The organism is [Mycobacterium] manitobense (assembly GCF_025821665.1).
Lineage (GTDB): Bacteria > Actinomycetota > Actinomycetes > Mycobacteriales > Mycobacteriaceae > Mycobacterium > Mycobacterium arseniciresistens.
On the sequence record NZ_JACKSJ010000004.1, the window covers coordinates 19,379 to 33,032 of the forward strand.

General features: G+C 70.4%; 13 protein-coding genes. 6 read left to right on the forward strand and 7 right to left on the reverse strand.

Annotated features, from left to right (window positions below):
- Positions 1-21 precede the first annotated feature (21 nt).
- From H7I41_RS00215 to H7I41_RS00230, 4 genes are all read left to right on the forward strand, one after another.
- A complete protein-coding gene (locus H7I41_RS00215; RefSeq protein ID WP_264010532.1) occupies positions 22-1,098 on the forward strand; it encodes a class I SAM-dependent methyltransferase in 1,077 nt (358 codons plus the stop codon).
- 4 nt (positions 1,099-1,102) lie between these two features.
- Positions 1,103-2,068, forward strand: coding sequence for a homocysteine S-methyltransferase family protein (locus H7I41_RS00220; RefSeq protein WP_264010533.1), 966 nt, complete (start codon positions 1,103-1,105; stop codon positions 2,066-2,068).
- Between the two features lie 9 nt (positions 2,069-2,077).
- On the forward strand, positions 2,078-2,902 hold the full coding sequence (locus H7I41_RS00225; RefSeq protein WP_264010534.1) for a serine hydrolase domain-containing protein: 825 nt from the start codon (positions 2,078-2,080) through the stop codon (positions 2,900-2,902).
- 106 nt (positions 2,903-3,008) lie between these two features.
- The gene (locus tag H7I41_RS00230) at positions 3,009-3,521 is read left to right on the forward strand and encodes a DUF3145 domain-containing protein (protein ID WP_264010535.1); all 513 of its coding nucleotides are present in this window, start codon (positions 3,009-3,011) and stop codon (positions 3,519-3,521) included.
- Here H7I41_RS00230 and H7I41_RS00235 read toward each other — a convergent pair.
- Positions 3,518-4,384, reverse strand: coding sequence for a diacylglycerol kinase (locus H7I41_RS00235; protein WP_372503619.1), 867 nt, complete (start codon positions 4,382-4,384; stop codon positions 3,518-3,520). The genes H7I41_RS00230 and H7I41_RS00235 overlap by 4 nt on opposite strands.
- 38 nt (positions 4,385-4,422) lie before the next feature.
- Positions 4,423-6,039: an FAD-binding oxidoreductase gene (locus H7I41_RS00240; RefSeq protein ID WP_264010561.1), complete on the reverse strand. Its 1,617-nt coding sequence runs from the start codon at positions 6,037-6,039 to the stop codon at positions 4,423-4,425.
- Positions 6,040-6,083: 44 nt separating this feature from the next.
- On the opposite strand from H7I41_RS00240, the gene H7I41_RS00245 reads away from it, so the two are divergent.
- Positions 6,084-6,665 (forward strand): TetR/AcrR family transcriptional regulator, encoded by a 582-nt coding sequence (locus tag H7I41_RS00245; RefSeq protein ID WP_264010537.1) that lies wholly within the window; start codon positions 6,084-6,086, stop codon positions 6,663-6,665.
- Positions 6,662-8,194, forward strand: coding sequence for a glycerol-3-phosphate dehydrogenase/oxidase (locus H7I41_RS00250; protein ID WP_264010538.1), 1,533 nt, complete (start codon positions 6,662-6,664; stop codon positions 8,192-8,194). The genes H7I41_RS00245 and H7I41_RS00250 overlap by 4 nt, the downstream gene beginning before the upstream one ends.
- Positions 8,195-8,257: 63 nt before the next feature.
- Here H7I41_RS00250 and H7I41_RS00255 read toward each other — a convergent pair whose 3' ends face one another.
- The 5 genes from H7I41_RS00255 to H7I41_RS00275 all read right to left on the reverse strand — a co-directional run bounded on the left by H7I41_RS00255 (position 8,258) and on the right by H7I41_RS00275 (position 13,590).
- Positions 8,258-9,679: an acyl-CoA carboxylase subunit beta gene (locus tag H7I41_RS00255; protein WP_264010539.1), complete on the reverse strand. Its 1,422-nt coding sequence runs from the start codon at positions 9,677-9,679 to the stop codon at positions 8,258-8,260.
- Between the two features lie 54 nt (positions 9,680-9,733).
- Entirely contained in the window at positions 9,734-10,987 is a 1,254-nt protein-coding gene (kasB, locus tag H7I41_RS00260) for a 3-oxoacyl-ACP synthase KasB (protein ID WP_264010540.1), read from the reverse strand.
- Between the two features lie 37 nt (positions 10,988-11,024).
- Positions 11,025-12,275 carry a 3-oxoacyl-ACP synthase KasA gene (gene kasA / locus H7I41_RS00265; RefSeq protein ID WP_264010541.1) on the reverse strand — a complete coding sequence of 417 codons (1,251 nt, stop codon included), beginning with the start codon at positions 12,273-12,275 and terminating at the stop codon, positions 11,025-11,027.
- The gene (acpM, locus tag H7I41_RS00270; RefSeq protein ID WP_264010542.1) at positions 12,272-12,571 is read right to left on the reverse strand and encodes a meromycolate extension acyl carrier protein AcpM; all 300 of its coding nucleotides are present in this window, start codon (positions 12,569-12,571) and stop codon (positions 12,272-12,274) included. Before acpM ends, kasA begins: the two co-directional genes overlap by 4 nt.
- A gap of 98 nt (positions 12,572-12,669) precedes the next feature.
- Positions 12,670-13,590: an ACP S-malonyltransferase gene (locus H7I41_RS00275; RefSeq protein WP_302915722.1), complete on the reverse strand. Its 921-nt coding sequence runs from the start codon at positions 13,588-13,590 to the stop codon at positions 12,670-12,672.
- Positions 13,591-13,654 lie beyond the last annotated feature (64 nt).

A 13,654-nucleotide genomic window follows, 5' to 3' on the forward strand; every position in this document is an offset into this window, starting at 1 on the left:
CCGACCGCCCGGGAGAGAGCCATGACCACTGTCGACCACGAAAGACCCGCCGAGGCCACCGAGGACTTCGCCGCACGCATGGCGGGCGCGATCGACGCAGCCAGCCTGGCGCTGCTGCTCAGCATCGGACACCAGACCCGGTTGTTCGACACGATGGCCGGCCTGCCGCCCGCCACCAGTGCCCAGATCGCCGACGCCGCCGGACTCGACGAGCGGTACGTGCGCGAATGGCTGGGCGGAGTGGTCACCGGGCGCGTCGTGGACTTCGACGCGACAGCAGGCACGTATTCGCTTCCAGGAGAACGCGCCGCGGTGCTCACCCGCGCCGCCGGACCGGACAACCTCTCCCGGGTTGCGCAGTTCATCCCACTGCTCGGCGAGGTCGAGCAGAAGATCGTCGGCTGCTTCCACACCGGTGGCGGGCTGTCCTACGGCGACTATCCGCGCTTCCACACGCTGATGGCCGAGCAGAGCGGCGAGGTGTTCGACGCCGCGCTGGTCGATTCCGTGCTGCCGTTGGTGACCGGGCTGCCCGAGCGGCTCGCCGCCGGCATCGACGTCGCCGACATCGGTTGCGGCAGCGGGCATGCGGTCAACGTGATGGCGAAGGCGTTCCCCGCCAGCCGGTTCACCGGCATCGACTTCTCCGACGAGGGGCTCGGGGTCGGCCGGGCCGAGGCGGACCGTTCCGGGCTGGCCAACGCCCAGTTCGTCGCCGCCGACGTGGCCGAGCTCGACGCGGCCCAGACCTACGACCTCATCACGGTTTTCGACGCGATCCACGACCAGGCCCGGCCGTCGCGGGTGCTGGAGAACATCCACCGCGCGTTGCGGCCCGGCGGGGTGCTGCTGATGGTCGACATCAAGGCGTCGAGCCAAGTCGAGGACAACGTCGGCGCGCCGCTGGCGACCTACCTCTACACCGTGTCGACGATGCACTGCATGAGCGTGTCGCTGGGGCTGGGCGGGGCGGGACTCGGCACCTGCTGGGGCCGCCAGCTGGCCACCTCGATGCTCGCGGACGCCGGGTTCGACGACGTCGAGGTCCGCGAGATCGAGTCGGACATCCTGAACAACTACTACGTCGCCTGGAGATGACCCCATGACGACCATCGAGTCGCAGCCGTCGGGCACCGGCCGGCCACTCCCGCAGACCGGTGGCAACGGATTGTTCATCACCGACGGCGGTCTGGAGACCGAACTGGTCTTCCTCGACGGGATGGACCTGCCGAGCTTCGCCGCGTTCCCCCTGCTCGACGTTCCCGAGCAGCGGGCCCGCCTGCGGCGCTACTACGACGGCTACGTCGACATCGCCCGCCGGCTGGGCGCCGGATTCGTGATGGAGACACCGACCTGGCGCGCGAACCCGGACTGGGCCTCGCTGCTGGGCTACTCGGCGGAGCGACTCGACGCGGTCAACCGCTCGGCCGTCGCGCTGGCGGAGGAGATCAGGACGGCGGCCACGGCCGACGGCATCACCGTCGTGGTGAGCGGATGCGTGGGCCCGCGCGGTGACGGCTACGACCCCGGCACCGCCATGACGCCCGAGGACGCCGAGCGCTACCACGCGGTGCAGATCGGAACGTTCGCCGACACCTCGGCCGACCAGGTGACGGCGATCACGATGACCAACGCCGAAGAGGCGATCGGCATCGTGCGCGCCGCGGCGGCGGCCGGTATCCCGTCGGCGATCTCGTTCACCGTCGAGACCGACGGCCGGCTGCCGACCGGCCAGCCGCTGGCCGAGGCGATCGAACAGGTGGACGCGGCGACGTCTGCCGGGGCCGCGTACTTCATGGTGAACTGCGCGCATCCGACCCACTTCGCCGGCGTGCTGCGGCAGGACGGCCCGTGGGAGCGCCTGCTCGGCCTGCGCGCCAACGCCTCGGTCAAGAGCCACGCCGAGCTGGACGAGGCCACCGAACTCGACGACGGTGATCCCGCCGACCTCGCGGCCCAGCACCTGCTCCTGCGTGACCGGTTGCCCGCGGTGGCCGTGCTCGGCGGGTGCTGCGGCACGGACGCCCGCCACGTGTCGGCGATCGGCACCGCGTGGAGCACCACTTAGGCTGCAGGCGTGGCAGCACTCGACGCGATCGCCGACTGGCCGGTCGACCATGTCGCTGCGGCGGTCGTCGGGCCCGCGGGTCCGCTCGCCTGTCACGGCGACCAGCAGCGCCGCTTCGCGCTGGCATCGGTGACGAAACTGCTCGTTGCCCGCGCCGCGCACGTCGCCGTGGAGGAGGGCGCCGTCGAGCTGGACACGCCGGCCGGACCACCGGGGTCGACGGTGCGCCACCTGCTGGCGCACACCGCCGGCTACAACATGCGGTCCGACGAGGTGATGGCCGAGCCCGGAGCGCGGCGGATCTACTCGAATCACGGGTTCGCGGTGCTGGCGCAGACGCTCGAATCGGCCACCGAGATCGAGTTCGGCCGGTACCTGTCCGAGGCGGTGTTCGAGCCGCTCGGCATGACCGACTCGTCACTCGAGGGTGGCGCGGGGGTCGCGGGCTACGGCGCGACGTCCACGGTGTCCGACCTCGTGGCCTTCGCGCAGGACCTGCTGCGGCCCGCCACGGTGTCGGCGCAACTGCACGAGCAGGCCACCACCGTGCAGTTCCCCGGACTCGACGGCGTACTGCCCGGCTACGGCCGGCAGCGTCCCAACGACTGGGGGCTGGGATTCGAGATCCGCGACGGCAAGTCGCCGCACTGGACCGGCTCGGCGAACAGCGGGGCGACGTACGGGCATTTCGGCCAGACCGGCACGTTCCTGTGGGTCGATCCGGACGCGGACCTGGCGCTGGTGGTGCTGGGTGACCGGGATTTCGGGGACTGGGCACATGAGCCGTGGCCGGCGATCTCTGACGGTGTCCTGAGAGAATTCGGCGCAGACTAGCGCAACAGGTGTCTCACGAGGCACAATAGACACGCACGACACAGCTACAACTCGGAATCACCAGGTCGTTGGGGAAGACGTCCCTCGTGGAGCCGAAGGAGCAGCTATGCGTGCGTTGAACCAGTTCGCCGACGCGTCGACTGGCGTGGTGTACGTCCATGCCTCTCCCGCGGCGGTATGCCCGCATGTCGAGTGGGCGTTGTCGTCGACCCTCCAGGCGAGGGCGAATCTGAAGTGGACGCCGCAGCCGGCCATGCCCGGACAGCTGCGCGCGGTCACCAACTGGGTCGGACCGGTGGGCACCGGCGGCCAGTTGGCCAACGCCCTGCGCTCCTGGTCGGTGCTGCGTTTCGAGGTGACCGAGGACCCGAGCCCCGGCGTGGACGGGCACCGCTGGTGCCATACCCCGCAGCTGGGGCTGTGGAGTGGGGCGATGAGCGCCAACGGCGACGTGATGGTCGGCGAGATGCGGTTGCGGACGTTGATGGCCTCCGGCGCCGACATGCTGGCTGCCGAACTGGACTCGGTGCTCGGCACCGCCTGGGACGAGGCGCTGGAGCCCTACCGGGACGGCGGCGCAGGCGCCGAGGTCAGCTGGCTGAGCCGCGGAGTCGGTTAGGCAGCGGCCCGCAGCACGCGGAGCGCCCGCGGCACCGCCGACACGGTGACCGGCAGCGGGCACGCGTAGTCGCCATCGGCGTAGGCGTTGATGCCCGGTGAGTCGACGTGGACCCGGCGGGCCCGTGCGGTGGTCACCTCGGCGAGCCCGACATGGGTGCCCTTGAACACCGTGGGGAACAACCGGATCAGCTTGGTGCGTGACGCCGAATGCACCATCGTGATGTCCAGCAGGCCGTCGGTGTGGTCGGCGTCGGGGCAGATCAGCATGCCGCCGCCGTAGCTGCGGGTGTTGCCGAAGGCGGCGAGCGTCAGGTCGGTGACCGTCTCCTCGCCGTCGTCGAAGGTCAGCCGGAACGGCAGCAGCCGCAGCCGGGACAGCTCGGCCACCATCGCGACGTTGTACCGCATCCGGCCGTGCGGCCAGCGCATGCGGTTGGTGCGGTCGCTGACCAGCGAGTCGAATCCTGCGGCCATCACGGTCCCGAACCACTTGGCCGCACCGCCTGCGTCGTCGATCCGGCCGAGGTCGATCGTCTCGGTCCGGCCGTCGACGACGATGTCCGCCGCGGCCTCGGGGTCACCGGTGGGCACGCCGAAGGCGCGGGCGTGGTCGTTGCCGGTGCCCGCGGGGACGATGCCCAACGGCACGTCGCCCAGCGCGAGCGCCTGCAACGCCAGCGAGATCACCCCGTCGCCGCCCGCCACCACCAGCGCGTCGGTCCCCGCGGCGAGTGCCTCGTCGACGAGTCGGCGCGCATGCGCGGCATCGGTGCCGACGATCTCGCACACGTCGACCCCGCGCTGCTGGAAGCGGGCGACGGCGCGCTGCGCGGCATGGGGTGCGTTGCCGTGGCCCGACATCGGGTTGGTCAGCAGCGTGATGCGGCCGATCTGCCCTGTCACGGAATCAGCTTGCCCGGGTTGAGGATCCCGGTGGGGTCGAGCGCCGCCTTGACGGCGCGCAGCACCGCGACACCGAGGTCGCCGATCTCGTCGGCCATCCACGGCCGGTGGTCGGCGCCGACGGCGTGGTGATGGGTGATCGTCCCGCCGGTGCGGACCATCGCGTCCGACGCCGCCGCCTTGGCCGTGCGCCACTGTTCGATCGGGTTCCCGCGCTGTCCGGCCACCACGGTGAAGTACAGCGATGCGCCGGTCGGGTACACGTGCGAAATGTGGCACAGCACCAGCGCCGGCGTGCCGGAATCCGCCGTACTCTGCCCCGGGTCGCTTCGCTCCTGCCCGCCGAGCGCATCGGTCAACGCCTGCGTGACCGCGTCCTTGAGTGCCGGAACGTTCGACCAGTTGGTGGCGGTCTCCAGCGTCTCGCACAGCGCCCCGGCCGAGAGCAGCGCGTCACGCAGGTACGGCGCGTTGAACCGCCCGTGCTCCCACGCCCGCGCGGGCTCCTCGCCCAGCGACGTGCCGCCGTGGGCCGCGAGCACCGCCCTGGTCTCGTCGTGGCGGCTCTGCGCGTGCGCGGCGGTGCCCTCGAAGGTGGTGATCGCCAGACACCCGCCGGTGATCGACTGCTCACCGATGCTCTCGGACGTCGCCAGGTTGACGCCCGTCTCGGCCTCGTCGGACAACCGCATCACCGTCGGCCCGGCGCCGGTCTGCACGACGGCGCGCAATGCCGCTGCGCCGGTGGAGAAGTCGGGGAACGACCATGCCTCGTAGCGGGTCACCTCCGGGACGGGATGCACCCGCACCCGCACCCGGGTGATCACGCCGAACACCCCCTCGGAGCCGACCAGGAGCTGGCGGAGGTCCGGTCCCGCCGCCGACGCCGGCGCCCGGCCCAGGTCGAGCACGCCGGCCGGAGTCACGGCGCGCACACCGCGCACCATGTCGTCGAATCGGCCGTAGCCGGCCGAGCCCTGACCCGACGATCGGGTGGCCGCGAACCCGCCGATGGTGGCGAACTGGAAGCTCTGCGGGAAATGGCCGAGTGAGAAGCCCTGCGCCGCAAGCAGAGTCTCGGCCTGCGGACCGGTGACGCCCGCGCCGAGTTCGGCCTCACCGGAGATCGGGTCGAGGTGGTGCAGCTGGTCGAGCCGGCGCAGGTCCAGGGACACCACGGCGGAGAAGTCGGCGCGCAGCGGATCGACGCCGCCCACGACACTCGTGCCGCCGCCGAACGGCACCACCGCGATGCGCTGCCGGGCGCAGTGCTCCAGCACGCCCGCCACCTCTGCCTCGTCGCCGGGCAACACCACCGCGTCGGGGGCGTCCTGCTCGCCGCGGTCCCGCCGGCGGAGCAGGTCGAGCGTCGACTTGCCGCCCGCCCGCAGCAGCCGGCCCCTGTCGTCGGTGATCACGTGCGGGTCGCCGACGATGGCGGACAACGCGTCGCGGTCGCCGTCCGGCAGCGCCGACGGACGCAGCCGCACCTCATCGATCTCCAGCTCGGCGCGCGGCTGCGCGTCCACCCCGAGCGCCTGCTCGAGCAGCGAGCGAATGCCGTCCGAGAGCGGTTTCGCAGCGTCCGGGTCACCCCAGGCGTTCCACTTCATCGGCGGCGGTGCATCGGGTCGGCTCATGCGTTACAGTGTTACACATGCTGTCAAGCAGTAAAGTCTTGGAGACGTCCGTCGATGAACGCATCCTCGACGCGGCGGCCGAATGCGTGCTCGCCTTCGGAGTGGCCCGAGTGACCCTCGCCGAGATCGCCCGCCGCGCCGGGGTGAGCAGGCCGACGGTGTACCGGCGTTTCCCCGACACCCGGTCGATCCTGGCGGCGGTGCTGACCCTGCGGATCACCCATGCCCTGGACGACGTGCCCAGCGGCGGCGTGGGCCGCAGGTGGGTGGTCGAGCGCATCGTCGCGGTGGCAGGGCGGCTCCGTCGCGACGACGTCATCATGGCGGTCCTGCACGAGGCGCCGGAGCTGGCGATGCTCTATCTCTCCGAGCGCCTCGGAACCAGCCAGCAGATCCTGCTCGACACCGTCACCGGCGAGTTGAAGGCGGCCCAGGACGAAGGCAGCGTCCGGCCGGGCGACGCGCGCCAGCTCGCGGCGATGTGCCTGCTGATCACCCAGTCGACCATTCTGTCGGCCCAGACCATCGCGCCCATCCTCGACGCCGCCGCGCTGGCGACCGAACTCGAACACTCGCTGAACGGATACCTCGCACCATGACCGGTACGACGACCGCGTTGAACGCCGCCCGCCGCAGGACCGAGCTCACCGCCCTGGGCGACGGCGCAAGGGTCGATGTCGTCGTCATCGGTGGCGGGATCACCGGTGCCGGAATCGCGCTCGACGCGGTCACCCGCGGGCTGTCCGTGGTACTGGTCGAGAAGCACGACCTGGCCTTCGGCACCAGCCGGTGGAGCTCAAAACTGGTGCACGGCGGGCTGCGTTACCTCGCGTCGGGCCACGTGGGCATCGCCCGGCGAAGCGCCGTCGAGCGCGGAATCCTGATGTCGCGCAACGCGCCTCACCTGGTGACCGCGATGCCGCAGCTGGTGCCGCTGCTGCCGTCGATGAACCGCGCGTCCCGGGCGCTGGTGCGGACCGGTTTCCTGGCCGGCGACGGGTTGCGCAGGCTGGCGGGCACGCCGGCCTCGACGCTGCCGCGGTCACGCCGTGTCGACGCCGGTCGCACCGTCGCGCTGGCGCCGACGGTGCGGCGTGCCGGACTCGACGGCGGATTGCTCGCCTACGACGGCCAGCTCGTCGACGACGCTCGGCTCGTCACCGCCGTCGCCCGCACCGCCGCCCAGCACGGCGCGCGGATCCTGACCCGGGTGGCGGCGTCGCAGGCCACCGGGACGTCGGTCACCCTCATCGACCAGCTGACGGGGGAGTCCACGGTGGTCGCGGCCGCCGCGGTGATCAACGCCGCCGGCGTGTGGGCCGGTGAGGTGGACACGTCCATCCGGCTGCGGCCCAGCCGCGGCACCCACCTGGTGTTCGATGCCGCGGCCTTCGGGAATCCCACTGCGGCCCTGACCATCCCGATTCCGGGCGAACTGAACCGGTTCGTCTTCGCCATGCCCGAGCAGCTGGGCCGGGTCTATCTCGGGCTCACCGACGAAGACGCGCCCGGCCCGGTGCCCGACGTCCCGCAGCCGACCACGAAGGAGATCGACTTCCTGCTCGACACGGTCAACACCGCGCTCGACGTGGCGCTCGGGCATGGCGACGTGGTCGGTTTTTACGCCGGCCTGCGGCCGCTGATCGACACCGGTGACGGCGACACCGCGGACCTCTCGCGGGAGCACGCGGTCGTGGAATCCGGTGATGGTGTGCTCAGTGTCGTCGGTGGCAAACTCACCGAGTACCGGTACATGGCCCAAGACGTGCTCGACCGCGCCGTGGTGCTGCGCAGGCTGGCAGCCATACCCTGCCGCACCCGCAACCTGCCTCTGGTCGGTGCGCCCGCGAACCCGGTGGCGACCCTGCGCTCGTCGGTCGATCTGCCGTCCTCACTCGTCGCCCGCTACGGCGCCGAGGCGCCCAACGTCGTCGCACGCGCCACCTGCGATCGGCCGACCGATCCGGTCGCCGACGGAATCGACGTCACCAGGGCCGAATTCGAGTACGCAGTGACCCACGAGGGGGCGTTGACCGTCGACGACATCCTGGACCGGCGCACCCGCATCGGACTGGTCGAGTCCGACCGGGCGCGCGCGATGCCGGCCGCGGAGGAGTTCATCGCCTAGTACATATGTGATTTCGGCGCGCCAACGTTCGCTGAGCGATCGAAAGCGCGCCGAAATCGCGGGTTACAGCGGGATGTTCTTGTGGCGGCCGCGGCGGGCGGGCGCCTCGGCCAGCGCCTGGGTCACCTTGCTCCGGGTGTGCGACGGGTCGATCTTCTCGTCGACCACGCCGATCTCGATGGCGGAGTCCACGCCGCCGGCGATCCGCTCGTGCTCGGCGGCCAGCTCCTCGTGCAGCGCTTCGCGATCCTCGGGCGCCGCGGCGGCCAGCTTCTTCTTGTGCAGGATGCCGACGGCGGCCTTGGCGCCCATCACGGCGACCTCGGCGTCGGGCCAGGCGAACACCTTGGTGGCGCCCAGCGAGCGGGAGTTCATGGCGATGTAGGCGCCGCCGTAGATCTTGCGGGTGACCAGCGTGACCCGGGGAACGGTGGCCTCGCCGAAGGCGTGGAGCAGCTTGGCGCCACGGCGAACCACGCCACCCCACTCCTGGTCGACACCGGGCAGGTAGCCGGGCACGTCGACGACGACCACGATCGGGACACCGAACGCGTCACAGAGGCGCACGAAACGTGCAGCCTTCTCCGCGCTCTCGGAGTTCAGGCAGCCGCCGAGGCGCAGCGGGTTGTTGGCCAGCACGCCGACGGTGCGCCCCGCGAGCCGGCCGAGGCCGACCACCATCGAGGGCGCCCACTTGCCCTGGAACTCCTCGAACGGCGTGCCCTCGTCGAGCAGAGCGTTCACCAGGGGGTGCACGTCGTAGGCGCGCCGGGCGGAGTCGGGGAGCAGCGCGGTCAGGTCGGTGTCGCCGGCCTCGGCCTTGCTGCGGTCGAAATGACCCTGCTGGCAGAACAATCCGACGAGCCGGCGGCCACGCTCGTAGGCGTCGAGTTCGTCGTCCGCGACGATGTGGCACACGCCGGACTTCTTGTGGTGGGCCTCGGGGCCGCCGAGGGACACCATGTCGACGTCCTCACCGGTCACACTGCGCACCACGTCGGGCCCGGTGACGAAGACCTTGCTGTCGGGCGCCATGACGATCACGTCGGTCAGCGCCGGGCCGTAGGCGGCGCCACCGGCCGCGAAGCCGACCACCACCGAGATCTGCGGGACGTAGCCCGACGCCCGGATCATGGCCTCGAAGACCAGGCCGACGGCGTGCAGCGCCTTGACACCCTCGGCCAGCCGAGCGCCGCCGGAGTGCCAGATGCCGACGATCGGGCTCTGCTCCTCGATCGCGGTGTCGTAGGCGTTGACGATGTGACGGCAGCCCTCGACGCCCATCGCGCCACCCATGACGGTGCCGTCGGTGCAGAACGCGATGGTCCGCACACCGTTGACGGCGCCTGCGGCGGCGAGCACACCCGAGCGGTCCCGCTCGTGCAGCAGTTCGACCGTGCCGTCATCGAAGAACGAGCCCAGACGCAGCAGCGGGTCGCGGGGGTCGAGTGATTCGCCGACAGTCTCCGGTGCCATGATCGTCATGTATCCTCCTGTGCCCGTTCCGATGTCGGCTTGCGCCCCCGGAAGTCGTGTGTGTCAGTACTTTCCGAAGGCGACCGCGACGTTGTGCCCGCCGAATCCGAACGAATTGTTGATCGCGTATTGGTAATTGCCTGGTCGTGGTGAGCCGGCGACGACATCGAGGTCGATGTCCGGGTCCAGGTTCTTCAAGTTCAGTGTCGGCGGGATGACACCGTTGCGCAGTGCGAGCACCGTCAGGATCGACTCGACGGCACCGACGGCGCCGACGGAGTGCCCCAGCGCCGCCTTGGGTGCGTAGACGGCCGGCTTGTGGCCGCCCATCGCGTTGTTGATGGCCTTGCCCTCGGCGACGTCGCCGACGCTGGTGCCGGTGGCGTGTGCATTGACATGGTCGATGTCACCCGGCTGCAGGCCCGCGAGCTGGATCGCCCGCGTCATCGCGTGCCCGGCCTGCTCACCGTTCGGGTCGGGCGCCACGATGTGGTACCCGTCCGACGTGACGCTCGCACCCATGATGCGCGCCAGGATGGTGGCGCCACGGGCCTTCGCGTGCTCCTCGGTCTCGATCACCATCAACGCGCCGCCCTCGCCGAACACGAACCCGTTGCGGTCCTTGTCGAACGGGCGGCAGGCGCCCGCGGGATCGTCGTTGGTGGTCGACAGCACGATGCGCATCTGGGCGAAGCCGGCGATCGGCACCGCTTCGATCTTGGTCTCGACGCCGCCGCAGATGGCGACGTCAGCCTCGCCGAGCACGATGTTGCGCCAGGCCTGGGCGATGCCCTCCGAGCCGGAGGCGCAGGCCGAGACCGGGGTGATCACCCCGGCCCGGGCCTTGCGCTCCAGGCCGACCGCCGCGGCGGCCGCGTTCGGCATGTACATCTGCACGGCGAGCGGGGACACGGCGCGCAGGCCCTTGGCCCGCATGCCGTCGTAGGCGAAGAGCAGTTCCTCGGTCGAACCCATGCCGGTGCCGATGGAGACCATCAGCCGCTTGGGATCCACCTCGGGCGAACCCGCGTTCTCCCACACCCGCCGGCTCAGCACCGTCGACATCTTCTGCAGATACGACAACCTGCGCAGCTCCACACGCGTGAGCTCGCTGTCGAAGTCCTCCAGCAGATGCCCGCCGATGCGGACCGGCAGGTCGTACTCCTCGACGAACGGATCCTCGAGCTTGCGGATCCCACTCTGTCCGTCCAGCAGCCGCTGCCAGGTGGTTTCAACGTCCGTTGCCAGGGCGGTCGTCATCGCCATACCGGTGACGACCACGTTGGGGAAGCCGCTCCCCGTTGCTAACCCTGCCATTACTGCTCCGCTGATCCTTCCTCCGCGCAGGCGCTACTCAGTAGCGGCCGAACGCCAGAGCCACATTGTGGCCACCGAACCCGAACGAGTTGTTGATGGCGTACTGGTAGTCGCCGTAACGAGGCTCACCTGCAACGACATCGAGATCGATCTCGGGGTCGGGGGTTTCGTAGTTCAGTGTGGGCGGGATGACGCCGTCACGCAGGGCGAGCACCGTGAGGATGGACTCCAGGGCGCCCACCGCACCGATCGAGTGGCCCAGCGCCGACTTCGGCGCGTAGACCGCGGCGTGCTCCACACCGGCGACCCGGATGGCGTTCGCCTCGGCCGTGTCACCGATCGGCGTCGCGGTGGCGTGCGCGTTGACGTGCTCGATGTCCTTGGGCGAAAGGCCCGCGGTCTCCATCGCGCGCTTCATCGCGTGGCCGGCCCGAAGACCGTCCGCCGCGGGGGCGACCATGTGGAATGCGTCCGACGTGATGCCGGCACCCATCAGCCTGGCCAACGGCTTGGCGCCGCGGGCCTTGGCATGCTCCTCGGTCTCGATGATCATCATCGCGCCGGCCTCACCGAAGACGAAGCCGTCCCGGTTCTTGTCGAACGGCCGCGACGCCCCCGCGGGGTTGTCGTTGTTCGTCGACATCGCGCGCATCATCGAGAACGCCGCGATGGGCAGCGCCTCGATACCGCCTTCGACGCCGCCGACGACGGCGAAGTCCGCATCTCCCATGACGATCTGACGCCAGCCGTGGGCGATGGCCTCAGACCCGGAGGAGCACGCCGACACCGGGGTGATGACCCCGGCGCGGGCGCCCAACTCCAGGCCGGCGACGGCCGCCGCGCCGTTCGGCATGATCATCTGAACGGCGAGCGGAGACACCTTGCGGGGCCCGCCCTCGTTCATCGCGTCGTAGGTCTCGACGATCTTCTCGCCGCCACCCAGACCGGTGCCGATGATCACCGCGAACCGGTCCGGATCGACCTCGGGGACGCCCGCGTTCTCCCACAGACGACGGCTCAGCAGCTTCGACATGCGCTGCACGTAGGACATGCGGCGCATGTCGATCCGGGTCATGTGGTCGTCGACGTTGTCGACCAGGTGACCGCCGATGCGGACCTGGAGGTCCCACTTGTCGACGAACTCGTCTTCGAGGATGCGGATGCCGCTCTCGCCGGCCAGCAGGCCCTTCCACGTGCTCTCGACGTCTGCCGCGAGCGACGTGGTGGCCTCGACTGCGGTCACGACGACGTTCGGGAAACCGCCGTTAGCAGTGGAAGGCCTGGTCACGATTCCGCCGAGAACTTCTCGCGCAGCGCGGCGGCGGCTTCGGGGTTTTCTTCCTCGAGCTTCTGGATGTAGGCGACGACGTCACCGACGGTGCGCAGGCCCGCGAGGTCCTCGTCGGGGATCTTCACGCCGTACTTGTCCTCGGTCTGCACCGCGATCTCCACCATCGACAGCGAGTCGATGTCGAGGTCGTCGACGAAGCTCTTCTCGGGGGTGACCTCGGAGGGCTCGATACCGGTGACCTCTTCGATGATCTCGGCGAGACCGGCGATGATTTCTGTCTGGCTGGCAGCCACTGTGGCTCCTTCTATCGGGGTTGTTACTTGGTGGACGTTCTCTTTGGTTGGACGTTTTTCACTTGGCTGTCCCGGACGGCGCTGGCCGGGGCAGACGGTCAGAGCTCGTTCAGCCCGTCCAGATCGGCCGGAGTCTTGACGGCACGCGTCGGCACTCCCTTGAGCTCACGTTTTGCGATGCCCGCCAGCGCGCCTGCGGGCGGGAACTCGACGATGGCGACCGGTGCGAGGTCGCGGATCGTCGCGGTGCACAGGTCCCAGCGCACGGGCCGGGTCAGCTGGGCGACCAGCTTGCCCATGGCGTCGGCAGCCGAGGCTACCGGTTGCCCGTCGGCGTTGGACAGCAGCCGGGTGGTGGGCTCGGCGGGGGTGACGGCGTCGGCCGCGGCCGAGTAGCCGTCGGTGGCGGGCGCCATGAAGTGGGTGTGGAAGGCGCCGGCGGTGGCCAGTGGCCGCACTCGGGCCTTCTCCGGCGGATCCTCGGCGAGCTTGTCCAGCGCCGAGCGCGCTCCGGCGGCCACGATCTGGCCTGCGGCGTTGCGGTTGGCGGGGACCAGGTCGAGCGCCTCGAGGCGGGCCAGCACCTCGGCTTCGTCGCCGCCGAGCACAGCGGACATCCCGGTGGGCTCCAGCGCGCAGGCCTTGGCCATCTCGGCGCCGCGGGTGGCGGCCAGCCGCACCGCGTCGTCGGCGGAGATGACGCCGGCGATCGCGTACGCCGCGATCTCGCCGACCGAATGTCCCGCGACGACCGTCTCCGTGCCGGCGAGCAGCCCGCGGCGGTTCAGCTCCTCGTGCGCGAGCAGGGTGGCGGCGACCACCAGCGGTTGCGTGACCGCGGTGTCGGTGATCTCCTCGGCGGTGGCGGTGGTGCCCAGCCGGGCCAGGTCGAGGCCGGCGATCTCGGACCACGCGGCGATGCGCTCCCCGGCGCCGGGAAGTTCGAGCCACGGCGCGAGCATTCCGGGGGTCTGCGAGCCCTGTCCGGGAGCGAGCAGCGCGATAGGTCCTTGGGGCACGTCTCTAAGAGAACACTGTGAAGAGCACTTCGCGCCGTGTAAGAGATTATGAACCTTGTCTTAT